This is a genomic window from Cupriavidus sp. H39, assembly GCF_050271075.1.
Taxonomy (GTDB): Bacteria; Pseudomonadota; Gammaproteobacteria; order Burkholderiales; family Burkholderiaceae; genus Cupriavidus; species Cupriavidus necator_B.
On record NZ_CP189846.1, the window covers coordinates 274,195 to 293,206 of the forward strand.

General features: G+C 64.7%; 18 protein-coding genes. 5 read left to right on the plus strand and 13 right to left on the minus strand.

Annotated elements, in window-relative coordinates:
• The first annotated feature begins 16 nt into the window (after nucleotides 1-16).
• Genes ACOCMH_RS01685 through ACOCMH_RS01700 form a run of 4 tightly spaced genes read left to right on the plus strand, consistent with a single transcriptional unit; the run spans nucleotide 17 to nucleotide 4,170 of the window.
• Nucleotides 17-736: a nitroreductase gene (locus tag ACOCMH_RS01685; protein WP_427307459.1), complete on the plus strand. Its 720-nt coding sequence runs from the start codon at nucleotides 17-19 to the stop codon at nucleotides 734-736.
• A 58-nt stretch (nucleotides 737-794) separates the two neighbouring features.
• Nucleotides 795-2,180: an MFS transporter gene (locus tag ACOCMH_RS01690; protein ID WP_427307460.1), complete on the plus strand. Its 1,386-nt coding sequence runs from the start codon at nucleotides 795-797 to the stop codon at nucleotides 2,178-2,180.
• Between the two features lie 18 nt (nucleotides 2,181-2,198).
• Nucleotides 2,199-2,957 (plus strand): SDR family NAD(P)-dependent oxidoreductase, encoded by a 759-nt coding sequence (locus ACOCMH_RS01695; protein ID WP_427307461.1) that lies wholly within the window; start codon nucleotides 2,199-2,201, stop codon nucleotides 2,955-2,957.
• A 13-nt stretch (nucleotides 2,958-2,970) separates the two neighbouring features.
• The gene (locus ACOCMH_RS01700; protein ID WP_427307462.1) at nucleotides 2,971-4,170 is read left to right on the plus strand and encodes an acetyl-CoA C-acyltransferase; all 1,200 of its coding nucleotides are present in this window, start codon (nucleotides 2,971-2,973) and stop codon (nucleotides 4,168-4,170) included.
• A 55-nt stretch (nucleotides 4,171-4,225) separates the two neighbouring features.
• On the opposite strand, the gene ACOCMH_RS01705 is transcribed toward ACOCMH_RS01700, so the two are convergent.
• Complete coding sequence (locus ACOCMH_RS01705) at nucleotides 4,226-4,984, minus strand: Crp/Fnr family transcriptional regulator (protein ID WP_427307463.1); 759 nt, start codon at nucleotides 4,982-4,984, stop codon at nucleotides 4,226-4,228.
• 404 nt (nucleotides 4,985-5,388) lie between these two features.
• Entirely contained in the window at nucleotides 5,389-6,033 is a 645-nt protein-coding gene (locus tag ACOCMH_RS01710) for a TetR/AcrR family transcriptional regulator (protein ID WP_427307464.1), read from the minus strand.
• A gap of 232 nt (nucleotides 6,034-6,265) precedes the next feature.
• Between ACOCMH_RS01710 and ACOCMH_RS01715 the strand changes: the two genes are divergently transcribed.
• Nucleotides 6,266-7,840, plus strand: a complete 1,575-nt coding sequence (locus ACOCMH_RS01715) for a tannase/feruloyl esterase family alpha/beta hydrolase (protein ID WP_427307465.1) — start codon at nucleotides 6,266-6,268, stop codon at nucleotides 7,838-7,840.
• A 142-nt stretch (nucleotides 7,841-7,982) separates the two neighbouring features.
• Here the strand turns inward: ACOCMH_RS01715 and flgL are convergent, their stop codons facing one another.
• From flgL to flgB, 11 genes are all read right to left on the minus strand, one after another.
• Nucleotides 7,983-9,212: a flagellar hook-associated protein FlgL gene (flgL, locus tag ACOCMH_RS01720; RefSeq protein ID WP_427307466.1), complete on the minus strand. Its 1,230-nt coding sequence runs from the start codon at nucleotides 9,210-9,212 to the stop codon at nucleotides 7,983-7,985.
• Nucleotides 9,213-9,249: 37 nt separating this feature from the next.
• Complete coding sequence (gene flgK / locus ACOCMH_RS01725; RefSeq protein WP_427307467.1) at nucleotides 9,250-11,169, minus strand: flagellar hook-associated protein FlgK; 1,920 nt, start codon at nucleotides 11,167-11,169, stop codon at nucleotides 9,250-9,252.
• 356 nt (nucleotides 11,170-11,525) lie between these two features.
• A complete protein-coding gene (gene flgJ, locus ACOCMH_RS01730; protein WP_427307468.1) occupies nucleotides 11,526-12,584 on the minus strand; it encodes a flagellar assembly peptidoglycan hydrolase FlgJ in 1,059 nt (352 codons plus the stop codon).
• Between the two features lie 2 nt (nucleotides 12,585-12,586).
• Nucleotides 12,587-13,732: a flagellar basal body P-ring protein FlgI gene (locus tag ACOCMH_RS01735; protein WP_272871711.1), complete on the minus strand. Its 1,146-nt coding sequence runs from the start codon at nucleotides 13,730-13,732 to the stop codon at nucleotides 12,587-12,589.
• 7 nt (nucleotides 13,733-13,739) lie between these two features.
• On the minus strand, nucleotides 13,740-14,438 hold the full coding sequence (gene flgH, locus ACOCMH_RS01740) for a flagellar basal body L-ring protein FlgH (protein WP_427307469.1): 699 nt from the start codon (nucleotides 14,436-14,438) through the stop codon (nucleotides 13,740-13,742).
• Nucleotides 14,439-14,449: 11 nt separating this feature from the next.
• Nucleotides 14,450-15,235 (minus strand): flagellar basal-body rod protein FlgG, encoded by a 786-nt coding sequence (flgG, locus tag ACOCMH_RS01745; RefSeq protein WP_306855248.1) that lies wholly within the window; start codon nucleotides 15,233-15,235, stop codon nucleotides 14,450-14,452.
• Nucleotides 15,236-15,296: 61 nt separating this feature from the next.
• Nucleotides 15,297-16,040, minus strand: a complete 744-nt coding sequence (locus tag ACOCMH_RS01750) for a flagellar basal body rod protein FlgF (protein WP_373376077.1) — start codon at nucleotides 16,038-16,040, stop codon at nucleotides 15,297-15,299.
• Nucleotides 16,041-16,066: 26 nt separating this feature from the next.
• Nucleotides 16,067-17,311 carry a flagellar hook protein FlgE gene (gene flgE / locus ACOCMH_RS01755; protein ID WP_427307470.1) on the minus strand — a complete coding sequence of 415 codons (1,245 nt, stop codon included), beginning with the start codon at nucleotides 17,309-17,311 and terminating at the stop codon, nucleotides 16,067-16,069.
• A 68-nt stretch (nucleotides 17,312-17,379) separates the two neighbouring features.
• Nucleotides 17,380-18,057, minus strand: coding sequence for a flagellar hook assembly protein FlgD (locus tag ACOCMH_RS01760; protein ID WP_427307471.1), 678 nt, complete (start codon nucleotides 18,055-18,057; stop codon nucleotides 17,380-17,382).
• A gap of 59 nt (nucleotides 18,058-18,116) precedes the next feature.
• Nucleotides 18,117-18,524: a flagellar basal body rod protein FlgC gene (gene flgC / locus ACOCMH_RS01765; protein ID WP_010812667.1), complete on the minus strand. Its 408-nt coding sequence runs from the start codon at nucleotides 18,522-18,524 to the stop codon at nucleotides 18,117-18,119.
• A gap of 15 nt (nucleotides 18,525-18,539) precedes the next feature.
• Nucleotides 18,540-18,947 (minus strand): flagellar basal body rod protein FlgB, encoded by a 408-nt coding sequence (flgB, locus tag ACOCMH_RS01770; protein WP_316155169.1) that lies wholly within the window; start codon nucleotides 18,945-18,947, stop codon nucleotides 18,540-18,542.
• Nucleotides 18,948-19,012: the final 65 nt, after the last annotated feature.

The window sequence follows — 19,012 nt, forward strand, 5'->3', positions numbered from 1 at the left end:
TGTCGAGAGAGCAAGCATGAACAGAGTTGCACCCCCACCCGCAGAACTCCAGTCTGTCCGCGAGGCTGTTGAATGGGCGATCGTCACCCGCCGCAGCGTCAGAGCCTTTCGTCCGCAGCCCGTCGATGTCGAAACCGTCCACAAGATCCTCGACGTCGCCCGGTTTGCCGCCACGGGCGTGAATATCCAGCCATGGCAAGTGCATGTCGTGACCGGGCAGGCACGCGACCGCGTTTGCGCCGCAATCAAGCAGGTCGACGATGACCCGGCACAGTCCGGCGCCCATTCTGACGAGTGGGCGTACTACCCGGACGAGTGGGTGGCACCGTATCTGGATCGGCGCCGTGAAGTGGGCTGGAGGCTTTACGGCCTGCTCGGCATCGAGAAGGGAAACAAGGCGCGCATGCATGCCCAGCATGGCCGGAACTATCAGTTCTTCGACGCACCCGTTGGCCTGTTCTTCACCGTCGACCGACTCATGAATGAAGGCAGCCTGATCGACTACGGGATGTTCCTTCAGAACCTCATGGTCGTGGCACGCACATATGGCCTTAGTACCTGCCCGCAGGCTGCCTTCATGAAGTACCACGCCATTATTCGCCGGGAGCTGTCATTGCGGCCCGAGGAGAAGTTGGTAGTCGGTATGAGCCTGGGCTACGCCGACGACGAGCGTGTGGAAAACCAGCTGGTGTCGGAGCGGGCGCACGCATCCACCTTCACCGTCGTCCACAGATAACCAAGGCAAGAAGCTTTACTGACAAGGCAACCCATCCAGCACCGCATGGAGGAGACATATGAAAACCGAGATCAATGTACACAAGCTGGCGGAAGACGCGCGATTCTCGCGATTCCACGCCGTAATCCTGTTCTGGTGTGTCGCCATACTGGTTCTCGACGGCTATGACCTTGCAGTGGTTGGGGCGGCCTTGCCCTCGATCATGAAAGAGATGGGCGTGGATGCCACCAAGGCCGGCTTCATGGCCAGTTCCGCGCTGTTCGGCATGATGGTCGGTGCGATCTGCCTGGGCACCATGGCCGAGAGGATTGGCCGCAAGCTGTCCATCTGCATCTGTGTCGCGCTGTTCAGCATATTTACGGCTGCAGCCGGGCTCACTACCGATCCCATCACATTCAGCGTGACACGCTTCCTCGCAGGGCTGGGAATCGGCGGCGTGCTGCCCGTTGTCACGGCCCAGATGGGCGAATTCGCACCGGCCAAGATGCGCGCCCGGCTGGTCACCCTCGTCTTTGCCGGATATTCGATCGGCGGCATCCTCGTGGCGCTGACCGGCAAGCAACTGATCGGGACGTACGGATGGCAAGCGGTGTTTTTCGTCGCGGGACTTCCGATCTTCTTCATTCCGTTCATTCTGTGGACCATGCCGGAGTCCCTTGCCTTCCTCGCGAAAAAGGGACGCAATGCCGAACTGGAGCGTGTAGCGCGACGCCTGGCGCCGGCATTGACGCAGGGCGAGCGCTATCAGTTTTTCGTTCTGTCCGAGGCACTCGCTTCCAATGCCCCGGTGGCTGCGCTCTTCTCGCAGGGTAGAGCCCTTAGCACGCTGATGATCTGGGTGGCGTTCTTCACCGGCCTCTTCATGGTCTACGCGCTCAGTTCGTGGCTGACCAAACTGATGGCGTTGTCCGGCTACAGCCTGGGCTCGGCGCTGAACTTCGTGCTCGTCTTCAACATCGGTGCGGTCTGCGGTGCCATTGGCGGCGGATGGCTGGGTGACAGATTCAATATCAAGCACGTGCTGGTTGCCTTCTATGCCACGGGAGCGGTTTCTCTCGTCCTGATGGGATACACCAAGACGACAGAACTGCTCTTTGTTCTCGTGTTTGTTGTGGGCGCGTCCACCCTCGGCACGCAGTTGCTGGCCTATGCCTACGCGGGTGAGTACTACCCCGGGTCCATTCGCTCGACGGGCGTGGGATTCGCCTCAGGGATCGGGCGACTGGGTGCCATCATCGCCCCGGTTCTCATCGGTGCGCTGGTGGGAATGAAACTGCCGTTGGAACAGAACTTCCTGGCCATCGGCGTCGCCGGCCTTGTCGGTACGGTCGCCGTCATCCTGATTGACCATCGCAAGAGCGCCGTTGCACAGAACCGGCCAGACGAAATCGCCTCGCAAACACCGCTGGTGTCTATTCCCGCGCATCAACCTACCAACCACTGAAACAGAAGCTCGACCATCATGAAAATCTCCGGCAATGTATTTATCGTGACCGGTGGCGGATCCGGACTCGGCGAGGCGACAGTCAGGGCCCTGACACAGCAAGACGCGACGGTCGTCATCGTCGATCGCGACGTCACAAACGGTCAAGCCGTCGCCAGGGAAACTGGTGGCGTCTTCTGGAAGACCGACGTTGCCGACGAGGCGAACGTCAAGGAGATGTATGCCTTTGCCTCGGGACTAGGAAAACTGCGAGGGCTGGTTAATTGCGCCGGCATTGCACCCGCTGAGAAGGTCCTCGGAAAGAGCGGTATCCACGCCCTGTCGTCGTTCATGCAAACGATGCAGATCAATGTGGGTGGCACTTTCAATCTGCTGCGCTTTGCGGCGGAGATTATGGCAAGCCAGGAGCCGGTGGAGACTGGTGAGCGCGGCATCATCATCAACACCGCGTCAATCGCAGCCTTCGATGGCCAGATCGGACAAGCCGCTTACGCGGCCTCTAAGGGTGCGATCGTGTCGATGACACTTCCGCTAGCCCGTGAACTGGCTCGCTTCGGCATCCGCGTGATGACCATCGCGCCGGGCATCATGGAGACGCCGATGCTGCTGGCCATGCCGCCGGAAGTGCAAAGGGCGCTCGGCGATTCGGTGCCATTTCCGCCCCGCATGGGCAAGCCCGACGAGTTTGCCGGACTGGTCGAATACATCCTTGGCAATGCCTACCTTAACGGCGACGTGATCCGTCTCGACGGCGCGATCCGGATGCCGCCGAAATGATTCAGGAGCAATCATGACCACGAAAGACCCGATCGTCATTGTGTCGGCTGCCCGGACTCCTATTGGCGGCTTCCAGGGCGCGCTGTCCAGCCTGGGCGCCCCGGATTTGGGCGGCGCTGCCATCCGGGCCGCCGTCGAGCGTTCAGGCATTGCGAACGATGCAGTACAGGAAGTGCTGATGGGATGCGTACTGCCTGCAGGCGTTGGCCAGGCGCCCGCTCGCCAGGCGAGCATTCATGGCGGGCTGCCGCTCTCGGCGGCCTGCACCACCGTCAGCAAAGTGTGCGGCTCCGGCATGAAGGCAGTGATGCTGGCGCACGACCTGCTCGCAGCCGGCACCAACGACTTCATGGTGGCGGGCGGTATGGAATCGATGTCCAACGCACCTTATCTCGTGCCCAAGGCGCGCAGCGGTTACCGGCTGGGACACGGCACCCTACTAGACCACATGTTCTTTGACGGCCTCGAAGACCGATACAGTCCGGAGACAAAGGGCAGGCTCATGGGCACCTTCGCCGAGGACTGCGCAGGGGCGTATCAGTTTTCTCGTGAAGCGCAAGACGAATGGGCGGTACTTTCCACGCACCGTGCCCAGGCGGCGATCCGGGACGGCAGCTTCGCATGGGAGACCGCTTCGATATCGATCGTTGACAGGAAAGGCGCGACGGCCACCGTTGCTGATGACGAGCAACCGCTTAAGGCAAATGTCGACAAGATCGCGTCGCTGAAGCCCGCCTTCAGAAAGGATGGCACTGTCACCGCGGCCAACTCCAGTTCGATTTCGGACGGGGCCGCAGCATTGGTGCTGACGAAGGCCTCTATCGCAGCGCGCCTTGGCTTGAGCCCGATCGCCCGCGTGGTTGGCCATGCCAACCACGCACAGGCTCCGGCAACGTTTGCCACCGCTCCCATCGGGGCCATACGGAAGCTGCAGCATGACATAGGATGGGACACGGCTTCGGTCGACCTTTGGGAAATCAATGAGGCCTTCGCCGTGGTCACGATGGCTGCGATTCGCGATCTGTCCCTCGATTCCGCTCGCGTCAACATTCACGGCGGCGCCTGTGCGCTCGGTCATCCAATTGGCGCTTCGGGTGCCCGGATTCTGGTAACGCTCCTGGGTGCGCTGCGCAAGACCAAGGGCCGCCGCGGGATCGCAAGCCTATGTATCGGGGGTGGTGAAGCAACTGCAATCGCGATCGAGATGCTGTAGCAATTGGGCGCCAGGGCGAGTGCCGCCTCGCCCTGGCTTCAATGGATCGGGCGGGCTAGTCGCCAATATGCGCGTACCGGCGCAGTCCATCCAGATCGATTACTACAATGGCTCCGTATTCCATCTCGATCATGCCCGCGTCGGCCAGTTCGCGGAGTGCGCGGTTGGTGTTCTGCCGAGAAAGCCCTGATAGCCTGCCGAGTTCTTCCTGCGACAGCGCAAGGGTGCGCTCGGTCGAAGGATAGAGCTGATGGTGGAATAACTCGGCCAGGCAGAATGCAACACGGGCTGCGGCCTCGTGGAGTCGGAAGTTGTGCACCAGTCCGACGTAGTAACCGCAGCGTGCATTGAGCTGGTCAATGACGTAGCGACTGAAGCCATGGTTACGCCCCAGCAGCCACAAAAAAGTCTCGCGTGGCACGTAGGCAATGCGACTGTCCTTGATTGCTACCACCGAATACGGCCGCGTCTCCGACTTCAGCACTGCGCCTTCACCAAACCACGATCCCGCTGGCACGCCAGCAAAGGTCACGGCGCGACCGCAAGCGGAGGCCGTATCAACTTTAATGATGCCTTCGATTACACCAAGCCAGTGATCGGCCGGATCGCCGCGATGACAAGCCATGCCACCCGCGGCGCAGTAGCGCTCGAACGCCTCGGTTTTGACACGCGACTTCTCTTCGTCGGTCAATATGGCGAACCAGCTTGACGCCTGCAGGAAGTCCTCCAGCGTGCGATGGTGTGACAGCGTCGAACCGTAGCGCGTGTGCACATGGACTGCGCCGTGCATTTCAGCGTAGGAAATCGACCGCATGGCAATACCTTGGCTGTGCAAAGCGACTGGGCCAGGGCTTTTCATCGCTCTTGCCATCCAGGCCCGCGTTTTTTCGCGCCTCGCGGCGCGCCGAAGGATCGGCATAGTGAGCGCCGAACTCTCTGATGCGCTTGCCTGACTCGGCAAAAGGGGAAAAGGATTTCCACGGCGACCGTCTCCTGCTACGGGGCCGGGTCGGTGCCGGCCTTAAGTGAAATCACGATTCACTTAAGGCTAAGGCGGCCGCCTCACGAAGTCAAGGACGAACCCCGCAGGGTATCTACTTACCACCCGCACTTACCTACGGACTTAGCTCGGCATTGCGCCGGGAGGCGTCTTTCCGTACACATCGAACCTAGAATCCGAGTTCTATTTATGTATGCCGTCTTCTGCACAGGGAATCGTCACGCCGGTGGAATGAACCGCACCGTGGTTCCTGCCACGCCACGCAGGCAGAAGGAAATAATGGACGTCGCCTGACTCTGCATTGGGACGCCCGCCAGCGCTGCTTCGCTGCTCAACGGAGCGACAAGTCCCTCGAACAGGCATCCGACAATGCAGTCGGCCGAGGCAGCCGAATCCTGTTGGGGAAACTCGCCGTTGGCAATACCTTGATCAATGATGGTGCGGAACACCCGCGAGAGCGCACGGTGATAGGCCAGTCTTGCTGCCTCGACCTCGGGTTCAACCGGTTCGGCCACCAACGCGTGCGCCAGCCGCCGGCCACGCAACGCCCTGCTCGCGAAAGTCCAGGCCGCCAGGCCCAGCCGCTCGCAAGCGGTGCCATCCCGCATGGCAATGCCGGCCACGACATCAACTTCCCGCTGTGCCGTGTACTTGACGACCTCGACAAGCAGTTCGGTCTTGGACGGAAAGTATCGATATAGCGTCCCGATCGCTATGCCAGCCGCCTCGGCGATCGCCGTCATCTGGGCCTCCCTGAACCCCGACTGCGCAATCAGCGTGCGTGCGGCCTTCAGGATAAGGGGATGCTTGTCGGCACCGCGGCGACGCAGGCGTACCTTGGGAGAAGTCAGTAGATCTTGCATCTCGGTCCTGCTGCCTTAAGCCATCCCTGCCGTAATCGCGGGGAGCATCCTGCGCCGATTATGCCACGCCCGGCCGTTCCAATATGGGAGCGCCGCGCAACGGCCGGCACTCGACCCAGCACCAATGTCCCATACATGACAGTTGTCCCGTACCTCAATGTCTAGCCTCTGCAAAAAGGGCTACCAAACCGAGCAGGACGCGTACCTGCTCACGACACCTGAGGAGACTACTGTGCGCCGTACCGAAATATCGCGTTCGCTGTTCCTGTTTGTGGGTAGTGCCGCAGTCATCGGCAGTCTTGGCGGTTGCGGCGGGTCCGACGAAAACAAGGTTGCTGCAGCGCCACCGCCGTCGGACAGCACCGCCATCGCAACCCCGCAGACCACCTGTAGCGACTTCCTGGGGCAAACCATCGAAGGCGCGACAGTTACGAAGGCGCAAGTCGTTCCTGCCGCCAACGGCGTACCAGAGCGTTGTACGGTCCTCGCGCAAATGCCGCAGGACTTACAGTTCGAAGTGAACCTGCCGACCAATTGGAACAAACGGACGGTATTCCTTGGCGGCGGCGGCTTCGACGGCTCGATCACGCGATTGCCCAGTGGCTCGAACAGCCCCAATATCGCCGAGCGCGGGTTCGCTACGATCGCGACCAATCACGGCCATACGTCCGCCAACACGCAAGCATGGGCCATGGACCCTGAAATGCTCAATGAATATGCGTATCTGGCAGTGCCACGCGTGCTGCCCGCGGCCAAGGCCATCATGCAAACCTACTACGGAGCGCAGCCGGTTTCGAGCGCAAAGATCATCTATGAGGGATGCTCGGGGGGCGGCAGGCAAGGCCTCATCCAGGCACAGCGGTTTCCAAAACTGTTCGATGGCGTGATATCCCGCGCGCCTGCCAACGCGTACACGCCCCAATTCCTTTGGTATCAGAAGACCTACAAGCAACTGGCAAAGCCGGGCGCGGCCCTGTCGACGGCAAAGATCAAGACGATTTCCGACGCTGCCTACAGGAAATGCGATGCCCTTGACGGTGTAGCAGACCGAATCGTCTCACGCCCTGACATCTGCCAGTTCGATCCCGCGGAACTCAAATGCTCCGGTGCTGAGAGCGACGCCTGCCTGACCGATCCCCAGATCGATTCAGCCCATACCTTCTACGCGGCGACGAACATCGCCAATGGAAGTTATACCTGGCCGGGATTCCCATATGGGGGCGAGGAGCAGCAGGGCACCCCCACGCATATGTGGGGAGGCGCGATTTCGAAGCTGCTGATGGATGGATTCATCAAATACTTCGTTGCCCAGGATCCGATGGTAGATCCGCTGACGCTGGAACCGGAAAACTACACTGCCCGGCTGAATCAACTCGTCACCATGATCGACGCGGTGAATCCCGACCTGACGCAGTTTCGGGTACGCGGCGGAAAGCTGATCCTCTGGACAGGACTCACGGATTGGCTGATCACCGCCAACAATGCAACCGACTACTACACCAAGGTCGTAACCCAAGCTGGGGGGCAGGCGGAAGCGGACAAGTTCGTCGAGTACTTTACGGCGCCGGGTGTGAATCACTGCGCCGGTGGCACCGGTGCCGATACCGTCGATCTGGTCGGGCCCATGTTCGACTGGATTGAGAAAGGGGTCCCGCCTTCCCGGGCAGGCATGGTCGCCACCCAGAGCACGCCGCTTCCCAATGAGAAGCCCGTCAAACGTCCACTCTGCAAGTATCCGCAGTATGCACGGTACAACGGCATGGGGAATCCGACCGAGGACAGCAGCTTCACTTGCGTGACGCCGTAGTGCGGAGACAGGTATGGGTCATCGTGACAGCACGAGGCCCATACTGTTTGTCGACAACACTGGCACGAAGTGGCAGGGGAAAGCGGCTTGACGCCGCCCGCGCTCGTGTCGCCTCAAATTTTCCGGAGGCCGCCCCTCCCCCTTACAAATACTTAAACAGATTCATCCCCTGAATCTGCATAAACGACTGCTGCGCCCCCTGCAGCGCCGTCTGCCGCTGGTAGTACTCGGTGATCGCCTTGGCATAATCCAGGTCCTGCAGCCCCGACAACGTCTGCGAATAGGTCAGGTCGCGGTTGGCACCCACGTCGTCCAGCGCGTCCAGCTCGTTCATGCGCGAGCCCACCGATGCGCGCACGGTCAGCACGTTGTCGAGCGAGTTGGAGAACTGGCGCACGGCGGTCGACAGCACGTTGCCGAGGTTGGCGCGGTCGCTGTCGGAGGCGGCGGGCTGGCGCAGTGTGTTGATCACGGTTTGCAGGTTGGCGAACATGTCGGTGCCGGCCTCGCTGGCCGGTTGCATGGTCAGCGTGTCGCCGGCCTTGGGGTTGCCGGTGACGTTGAAGCTGAAGCCCGCCACTTCAATTTGCGCTGGCGACGTGTACGCCACGGGGCCGGTAACCACCGGCGCGGGGGTTGCACCCGTTGAGGTGTCGGTGATGGTGTATTCCATCTGGCCGCTGGCGTTGGCCGTGAACGACATCTGCAGCGCGTGGCCGAACAGCGGGTTGCTGGGGTCGGTGGTGGACACCGTGCCGAAAGTAGCGGTGCCGGTATTGGCGGGGTTGCCCTTGACCACATACCCGGCGCCGCCGGTCACGCTCAGGAAGACTTCGCGGCCGGTGTTGCCTGCGGGCATCTGGCGCGCCACGTCGACCTGCAGCAGTTGCTGGCCGTTGTCACCGATGTAGGTGCTAGCGCCGGCGCTCTGCGTGAACGGTGCGCTGCCCGAGCGGGTGCCACCGAACAGGAACTGGCCATTGCCGTCGTCGGAATTGGCCAGGCCCAGCAACTGGTTGTACAGGCCTTCCAGCGCGGTCGCCACCGAGCCGCGGTCGGCATCGCTCATGGTGCCGTTGCCGGCCTGCACCAGCAGGGTCTGGATGTTCTGCGTGATGGTGGTCACGGACTGTAGCGCGTTCTCTTCCGCCGCCAGCGCGATATTGGCCTGCTTGCGGGACGTGGCGTACTGCCCGTTGACCGCCTGCGCCTGGCTTACGCCCAGCGCGCGGGTGGCGCCGACGGGGTCGTCCGATGGGGTCAGGATGGAGCGGCCGGTGCCGAGCTGCTGCTGGATATGCATCAGCGCGCCCTGCTGGAAGTTCATCGAAGCCAGGCCTTGCTGGTACAGGGTGGAGCTTGCAACGCGCATGTTGGGTTACCTCTTCTGACGCTGGTGAGTGCGGCGCTTACCGGCCGATGCCGATGATGGTGTCGAACAGCGTGCCCGCGGTCTGGATCACGCGCGCATTGGCCTGGTACAGCTGCTGGAAGCGCAGCATCGACACGGTTTCCTCGTCCATGTTGACGCCGGACACCGATTGCTGCGCGGTCTTGATCTGCGTGGTGATGCTGTCCTGCGACGCCGAGGCGATCTTGACCGACTTGGCGCGCGTGCCGACGTCGTTGACCAGCTGCGCGTAGGCCTCGCTGAAGCTGGACACGCCGCCGATGGTCTTGGCGTTCTGCAGCTTGGCCAGCACCAGCATGTTGCCGTTGTCCTTGACCGCGCCAGCGTTGCTGCCCAGCGTGAAGCTGTCGCCGGCGGCGGGCGTGCCGCCGAAGCTGAAGGTCAGGCCGTTGAGGGTGAAGTCGGTATTGCTGCCGTTGGCCACGCCCACCGGCTGCGGCGCCATGGCGACGCCGCCGACCTTGAAGACGTAGTTGGTGCCATCGAACTCGGCGGTGATCTTGCCGGCCGGCGGCGAGAAACCCGGGGCGACCTTGCTCAGCGCGGCGGTGGCGGAGCCCTTGTTGCCGGCAGTCGCTTCGATGTGGGCGGGCGATGCGGCCGCGATCTTGGCGGGATCGCTGATGGCCATGTCGAAGCCGGTGGCGGCATTGCGGGTGGGCTGTACCGTGAACGAGTCGTTGGTGCCCATCGGACCGTTGATGGCGACGGTGAAGCCGTCGGCGCTGAACTGCAGCGGGTAAGTCGCGCCGCCGGCGGGCACGGGCGTGACTACCTGCTGGTAGTCGGACAGGCGCGTCAGCGTGTAGTTGGCGCCGTCGAAGTGCAACGCGTAGTCGCTGGTGGTCAGCGCCGAGGCATTGTCGATGGTCGCGGTTGCCACCGTGGTCTTGACGGTGTTGTTGGCGTTGGGGATGGTGGTGGCGTTGCCCAGCTTGAACATGTCGGTGCCGGGGGCGCCGTTCAGGTCGATGCCGAGCTGGTGCTGCGCATTGAAGCTCGTGCCGATCGCCAGCGACAGGCGGCCGATCGCGCTTTGCGCGGGGTCCAGGGTTTCGGTGCGGAACTGCAGCAGGCCGCCCAGCGAGCCGCCGCTGATCGCGCCCGGCTCGCTCTCGATTACCGTGCCGGTCGGCAGCGTGTAGGCCACCACGGTGCGGTTGGGATCGGCCGCCGAGGCCACGGCCTTCAGGTCATAGGCGTCATTGCCCATCACCAGCGGCTGGCCGTTGCCGACGAAGACGTTGTAGGTGCCGCTGTCCTGCACCACCACCTTGGCGCCGACCAGCTTGGTCAGCTCGGCCACGGCCTGGTCGCGCTGGTCCAGCAGGTCGTTGGGCGGCTGGCCGCCGGAGGCCGCCTTCAGGCGCGTGATCTCCTGGTTCAGGTTGGCGATCTGCCTGGTATAGGCGTTGACCTGCGTGACCGCGGTGCCCACCTGCTCGTTGACGCCGGCCTGCAGCTGCTTGAAGTAGTTGCTGGCCGAACGCACCTGGCCCACCAGTGCCTGGCCCGCCGACAGCATGCCCTGGCGCGCGGCCGGATCGGCCGGGGTATCGGCCACCGCCTGCACCGCGGCGAAGAACTTCTGCATCAGCGGTGCCAGGCCGCCCTTCTGGTCGGCCAGCAGGTTGTCGATCTGGCTGATCTGGTCCGAGTACGCCGCCAGCGAGGCGCTGGCCGAGGTGGCGCCGCGCAGCTGGCCGGTGAGGAACTCGTCATAGACGCGGATCACCGTGGTGGTGTTCGAGCCGAAGCCGTAGAAGCCCTGGCTGGTGTACTGGCCGCCGGCAGATGCGACGATGGTGTTCTGGCGCGAATAGCCTTCGGTTGCCGAGTTGGCAAAGTTATGGCCCGTCGTCGTCAGCGCGTTCTGCGCGGTGTTCAGGCCGGAAAGGCCAATACTGAAGAGAGACATGGTGCTCTGATCCCGGATTTTTTAGGACTGCCGCGGGCTTCGGCCGGCGGTGTGGATGTGGGAGTTATCGGCTGGTGGGGGGTGGGACTTTAGGTGTGGAAGTTGACTTTTGCCGGGGGCCCGCTGGTTTGCTCCCGCGGGAAAGGGCCGGAGGTGGCAATAGCGACAGGCTTCACTTCGTTGATACTCCCGCCCTCACCCCAACCCTCTCCCGCAAGCGGGAGAGGGAGCACGCAAGCGGGAGTTGGGAGGCGCAAGCCAATGATGGTGGCGCTGGTTGGCTCCCTCTCCCGCAAGCGGGAGAGGGAGTACGCAAGCGGGAGTTGGGAGGCCCGAGACAACGGCGCCGCCGCTCCTTACGCCGCCACCTTCTTCATGATCTTCACAAGCTTGTGCCCGTACGCCGGATCGGTGGCATACCCCGCGCGCTGCAGGCCGTGCGCGGCGTCTTCGGCCGTAGCCGCGCTGACTACGCCCGCATAGCGCGGGTTGCTCGTCAGCAGGCGCGCGTAGTCGGCGCAGGCTTCGTCATACGAGCCGTAGGCGCGGAATTTGGCGCGCACCTTCTGCGGCTGGCCGTCGATGTATTCCGTGGTGGTGATTTCCGCGACGCGGCCCTTCCAGCTGGGGCCGGCCTTGATGCCGAAGACGTTGAATGTGGCGGAGCCATCGGCGTGCGTGATCTCGCGCTGGCCCCAGCCGGATTCCAGCGCGGCCTGGCCGACGATCAGCCGCGCCGGCACGCCGCTGGCACGGGAAGCGGCTTCGGCGGGCCCGGCAATGCGGGCAACGAAGGCGCTCACGTGGGCGGGCGCGTCGTCGGGCAGCCGGCCGAGCCGGTCTTCGCCCTGGCCGCGCTCCGCGTAAGACTGCGGCTGGTACTGGCGCAGGCCCGCGGTGGGATTCCAGTGCTGGCCCGCTACGACGGTGCCGATGGCCGGCAGGTCCGCCTGTTCGCCCGCGTCGGCGGGCGCTGCGCCAGCGGCGCGGCTGTCGAGCAGCCTGGCCATCTCGGCATCGGCCGCCTTGCCTGCCTCGGCCGGACTCAGCGCGTTCATGCCGGATAGCATTGCCGTGCCGGTGGCGCGCGCCAGCTGGCGCACCATCACGTCGGCCAGGCCGATGCCGCGCGACGACATCTGCTGCGCCAGCTGCTGGTCCATCATCGACAGGTAGAGCTTGCTCTGTTCGTTGTCGAACAGGCCGTCCTGCGGCGTGGCGTCGCGCATGCTCTTGAGCACCATCTGCGTGAACACCGCCTCGAACTGTTTGGCGACGGCCTGCAGCGTATTGGCGTCGGCGCCGCCGCGCGCGCTGTGCTTGAGCGCTTCGAAGCCTTGCGTGTCCAGCGCAAAGCGCTGGGTCAGGTCGGCGCCTGGCGGCGGCAGCGCGCCGCTGTGGATGCCGCTGTTCATGGTCAGATCACTTCCAGCTCGGCGCGCAGCGCACCTGCTGCGCGCATCGCTTCCAGGATGGTCTGCAGGTCGGCCGGGGTCGCGCCCAGCGCGTTCAGCCCCTTGACCACCGCGGCCAGCGAGGCGCCCGCCTTGACGATCTGCAGCGAACCGCCCTGCTGCTTCATGTCGATCTGCGACACCGGCGCCACCACGGTCTGGCCGTCGCTGAACGGCGCGGGCTGGCTGATCACCGGTTGCGTGTTGATCACCACCGACAGGTTGCCGTGCGCCACCGCGCAGTCATCCACGGTCACGGCCTGGTTCATCACGATCGAGCCGGTGCGGGCGTTCAGGATCACCTTGGCCGCGGCCCGGGCCCGGGTGACGTCGATATTCTCGATGCGCGCCAGGAAGCCCACGCGCGCCGCCGGCGATGCCGGCGCGCGCACCTGCACCACGCGGCCGTCCAGCGCCGCGGCAACGCCGCCGCCCATGTTGCGGTTGATGGCTTCGACCACACGCTCCGCCGTGCCGAAATCCGTGTCCTTCAGTTCCAGGTTGAGCACGCCGCCATCGGGCTGGAACGGCGCGACCGCGCGCTCGACGATGGCGCCGTTGGCGATGCGCCCCACCGCCAGCTGGTTGATCTGCACCTTGCTGCCGTTGGCCGACGCGCCCGCGCCGCCCACCAGCATGTTGCCCTGGGCGATGGCGTAGACCTGCCCGTCGGCGCCCTTGAGCGGGGTCATCAGCAGCGTTCCGCCGCGCAGGCTCTTGGCATTGCCCATCGACGACACCACCACGTCGAGCTGGCTGCCAGGCTGCGCGAAGGCGGGCAGCGACGCGGTCACCATCACCGCCGCGACGTTCTTGAGCTGCATGTTCTTGCCGGCCGGCAGCGTGATGCCAAGCTGCGACAGCATGTTGGTCAGGCTCTGCGTGGTGAACGGCGTCTGCATGGTCTGGTCGCCGGTGTTGTCCAGCCCCACCACCAGGCCGTATCCGACCAGCGGGTTCTCGCGCACGCCCTGGAAGGTGGCCAGGTTCTTCAGGCGCTCGGCCTTGGCACCGGTGGCGAAGGCGCCGAAGGCCACGCCCAGCGCCAGGCTGACCATGGTCAGCCGCAGCAGGCGGGACAGGAAACGAGCGAGCATCTGGGCAGACATGGCGCGGTCAGAACGGAGAAACATTGAGGAAGAAGCGCTGCAGCCAGCCCATGTTCTGCGCTTCGTCGATCACGCCCTTGGCGGTGTATTCGATGCGCGCATCGGCGACCTGCGTCGACAGCACGGCGTTGTCGCCGGTGATGGTGCGGGGATTGACCACGCCGGAGAAGCGGATGAACTCGGCGCCCTGGTTGATGGCCATCTGCTTTTCGCCGGAGACCACCAGGTTGCCGTTGGCCAGCACCTCCAGCACGGTCACGGTGATGGTGCCGTTGAAGGTGTTGGCCGCGCTGGCGCCGCCGCTGGCCTTGAGCGTGTTGGCGCCATTGATGCTGGCGTTCGAGCTACTGCTGAACAGCCCGGCCAGCGCCTTGGGCACGGCATCAAATGCCAGCGAAGTATTGCCGTTGCGGCTGGCGTTGGTGCCCGAGTTCTTGCTGGCGTTGACGTTCTCGGTGATGACGATCGTCAGGATGTCGCCTACATTGCGCGGACGGCGATCCTCAAACAGCGGGTTGCCGGCATACGAGGACGCGAAGATCGAGCCGGTGGCCGGCCCCATCGGCCGCGGCTCCGCGCGCGCGGTGGTGGGCAGTTGCACAAGCGGCTCACGCGGCATCAGCGCACAGCCGCCGCTGGCCAGCATTGCCAAGCCGGCCAGGCAAACCAGCGCACGCGCGCCCAGGCGGGAAAGCAAGGTGGCCATGTTCACACCAATCAACCCAGTTGCGCCAGGCGCTGCAGCATCTGGTCCGATGCCTGCACCGCCTTGCTGTTGATCTCGTACGCGCGCTGCGTCTGGATCATGCTGACCAGTTCCTCGACCACGTTCACGTTGGACGCCTCGACATAGTTCTGCTGCACCGTGCCCGCGCCGTTCAGGCCCGGCACGGTAGTGTTGGGCGCGCCCGAGGCGTCGGTCTGCACGTACAGGTTCTCGCCCATGCTTTCCAGGCCGGCCGGGTTCATGAAGGTGGCCAGCTGCAGCTGGCCCACCTGCACGTTGGCGCTGGAGCCCGGCTGCGTCACCGACACCGTGCCGTCGCGGCCGACGGTCATTGTCAGCGTGTTGGCCGGGATGGTGATGGCCGGCTGGATCACGAATCCGCTGGAGGTCACCAGCTGGCCGTTCTGGTCCACCTGGAACGAGCCGTCGCGGGTATAGGCGGTGGTGCCGTCAGGCAGCGCCACCTGGAAGAAGCCCTGGCCCAGGATGGCGACGTCCTTGGCATTGCCAGTCTGCTGCGGGTTGCCCTGCGTGTGGATGCGCTCGGTCGCCACCGGGCGCACGCCGGTGCCCAGCTGCATGCCGGAGGGCAGCGTGGTCTGGTCCGACGACAGCGCGCCGGGCTGGCGGATGGTCTGGTACATCAGTTCCTCGAACACCGCGCGGCCGCGCTTGAAGCCGTTGGTCGACACGTTGGCCAGGTTGTTCGAGATCACGTCCATCTGCGTCTGCTGCGCATCGAGGCCGGTCTTGGCAATCCAGAGAGAGCGGATCATGTTGGTCCTTGCTTGGGTGCTGGGGGCCGGCACGGTGCGCCGTGCCGGCCGGTCATTCGGTTCAGTTGGTCGAGAGCAGCTGGTTGGCGCGCTGCTCGTTGCCGTCGGCGCCCTGGATCATCTTCATCTGCATCTCGAAGCGGCGCGCATTGGCGATCATCTCGACCATGGCTTCGGTCGGGTTGACGTTGCTGCCTTCCAGCGCGCCCGAGATCACGCGCACGGTGGGATCGGCCTCCAGCGGCTGCGCGCCGGGGCGCAGGCGGAACAGGCCGTCGTCGCCGCGGGCGATGGCGTCATTGGGCGGATTGACCACGCGCAGCCGGCCCACCTGCGCCAGGCCGGCCGAGGCTTCGCCCGGGCCGCGCGCGGTGATGGTGCCGTCGGTGCCGATGGTCACCTGCGAGCCCGGCGGCACCGCCAGCGGACCGCCGTCGCCCATCACCGGCAGGCCGGAGATGGTCTGCACCTGGCCGTCCTGCGCCACCTGCAACGCGCCGGCGCGGGTATAGGCCTCGGTGCCGTCGGGCGCCTGCACCACCAGCCAGCCATTGCCCTGCAGCGCCACGTCCAGCGTGCGGCCGGTGTAGGTCAGCGGGCCGGCGCGCATGTCGGCACCTGGCGTGGACGCCAGCGTGAAGGCGCGCGTGCCCGCCTCCGGCCCGACCACCGGCACCGCGCGGTACAGGTTGACCTGGGCGCGGAACGCCGGCGTCGAGACGTTGGCGAGGTTGTTCGATACCGCCGCTTGCTGGTCGAGTATCTGCTTGGCGCCCGACAGGGCGGTGTAGATCATGCGGTCCATGGCGGCGGCTCAGCTCAGCGTGGCGGTCACAGGTTGACCAGGGTCTGCATGACCGTGTCCTGCGCCTTGATGGTCTGCGCGTTGGCCTGGTAGTTGCGCTGCGCCACGATCAGGTTGACCAGCTGGCCGGACAGGTCCACGTTGGACGCTTCCACTGCATTCGAGCGCAGCGTGCCCATGCTGCCGCCGGCCGCGCCGATCAGCGCCTGGCCGGACGCGCCGGTGGCCGACCACACGTTGTCGCCCTCCGGCTTCAGGCCTTCGACGTTGCCGAACGCGGCCATCACGATCTGGCCCAGCGGCTTGGTCTGCTCGTTGGAATAGTTGCCGGTGATGGTGCCGTCGCCGTTGACCGAGAAGCCGAGCAGGCTGCCCGAGGTGTAGCCGTTCTGGCTGAGCTGCTTGACGTCGTTGTCGGCGCCGAACTGGGTGGTGCCGGTCAGGTCGAGCTTCATCGCCATCGCCTGCGCGCCGTTGGTGGCCGGCTGGGTCAGGGTCACGGCGCCGGCCGCGGGCGATTGCAGCGCGCCCGCATTGTCGAACGCCAGCGTGGCGGGCGCGCCGCCTACCATGTTGCCGTTGACGTCGGTCACGTACATCTGCCAGTCGGTGCCGCCGGCCACGGTGGGATGGACCGGCGCCACGGCCGAGTCCGCCACCTTGGCGAAGTACGCCATCAGCTGCTGCTTGTTGCCCAGCGAGTCATAAACGTTGATCGCCGTGCTGTAGTTGAACATGTTGCTGGTCGGCGGCGAGCCGGCCGAGCTGGCGAAGGCCTGCGTCGGCACGGTGGCGCGCGAGTCCAGCTGGAACTTGGCGGTGATGCTGCTGGTGGCGCGCGGTTCCATCTGCGCGTTGCTGATCACCAGCGGCTGCGGCTGCACGCCGGCACCGCCGGCCACGCCCGCGGGATAGCCCGTGACCTGCAGGCCCTGCATATTGGTGATGCGGCCGTCTTCCTGGCGCTGGAACTGGCCGTTGCGCGAGTAGTAGACCGCGCCTTCCGGGCTGGTCAGGCGGAAGAAGCCATTGCCGTTGGTGATGGCCACGTCGAGGGACCGGCCCGAGGCCTCGATATTGCCCTGGTTGAACGACTGCACCACCGAGTTCACGCGCACGCCCAGGCCGATCTTGGTGCCGGCGTAGACGTCGGCAAACTGCGCGGCCGATTGCTTGTAGCCAACCGTGTTGGCGTTGGCGATGTTGTTGCCGATCACGTCCAGGTTGGACGCGGCGGCGTTCAGGCCGCTTACCCCTTGACCGAAACCCATGATTGCTTCCTTTTGACTAGGCTATGGTGGAAGCCGGCCGACGCCCAGGCGCTGCCGGCACCTGCGTATTAGAGAATGCGGCGCACGTCGTCGACGTTCGCGGTCTGGCCGTCGCCCAGGTCCACCAGCACGCCGCTGGCGTCGCCGCTGATGCTCTGGACCTTGCCGTACACCAGCGCCACCGGCTGCACCGAAGTGCCGTTGGCGGTGGCGGTCACCTTGAAGGCGTAGTCGCCGTCGGCCACAGCCACGCCGGCGTTGTTCTTGCCGTCCCAGGCGATGTTGTGCACGCCCGCGGTCTGGCCCTTCATGTCGATGGTGCGCACCACGTTGCCGTCCTTGTCGAGCACGTCGACCGTGACCGCATCGGCGGTCGACGGCAGGTCCAGCCCGATCTTGCCCGGCACGCCGCCTTCGACCGACACCTGCTTGCCCGGCACCATCACGGTGTGGCCGATCAGGGCGGCGGAATCCATGGCGCGGCTGGCGCTGACCTGCGACAGCAGCTGCGACAGCGTCGCGTTCATGGTCTGCATGCCGCTGACGGTGCTGATCTGCGCCAGCTGCGAGGTCAGCTGCGCGTTATCCATCGGGTTGAGCGGATCCTGGTTGTTCATCTGCGTGACGAGCATGGTCAGGAAGTTGTTCTGCAGCTCGGAGGCGCTGGCGCTGCCGCTCTTGAGCGCGTCGTTGATGCCTTGCGTGTTGCTGCCTGCCGTGGCGCCGGTGGCGGAGGTGGTGGTCATGTCTATGCTTTGTCTGCGTGCTGGTTGGAGGCGTTCGCGTCCCGATCCGGGCCCGCTGCTTACTGGCCGATCGTCAACGTCTTGAGCATCATGTTCTTGGCGGTGTTGAGCACTTCCACATTGGCCTGGTAAGAGCGCGACGCCGAGATCATGTTGACCATCTCCTCCACGGGGTTGACGTTGGGCATCACCACATAGCCCTGGGCATTGGCCATCGGATGCGTGGGGTTGTGCACCATGCGCGGGGGCGACGGATCCTCGCTTACGCCGCGCACCTGCACCCCGCCGATATCGGTCTGCCCGGGCGTGGGCGCCATGCCGAACACCACCTGCTTGGCCCGGTAGGCCTGGCCATCGGGGCTGACCACGCTGTCGGCATTGGCCAGGTTGGACGCGGTCACGTTCATGCGCTGCGACTGCGCGGCCATGGCCGAGCCCGCGACGTCGAAGATGTTCATTGCCGGCATGGGTTCGCTCTCCCGTTACTGCTGGATCGCGGCCAGCATGGTCTTGATCTTGGAATTCATCACCGTCAGGCCGGACTCGAAGTGCACGGCGTTGTCGGCAAACGCCACGCGTTCGGTGTCCATTTCCACGGTGTTGCCGTCGACGCTGGACTGCAGCGGGATGCGATAGGCCAGGTCGAACTCCTCGCGGCCCGGCGCCTGCGCGGGGAGGTGGCGCACCGACGTGGTCGACAGCGACATGCCCTCGTTGCGGTGGCCGCGCTCCACGCTCTGCGCCAGCGTGCTGGAGAAATCAAAGTCGCGCGCCTTGTAGCCGGGCGTGTCCGCGTGCGCGATGTTCGAGGCAATCACCGACTGCCGCTGGTTGCGCAGGCTCAGCGCTTCCTGCTGGAAACGTAGTGCCGCATCAAGTCTGTCAATCATCTGGCATCTCCCTGCTGGCCATGCGCTCACCGGAACGGAGCGAACCTGCCTTCTTCAGGGTTGGC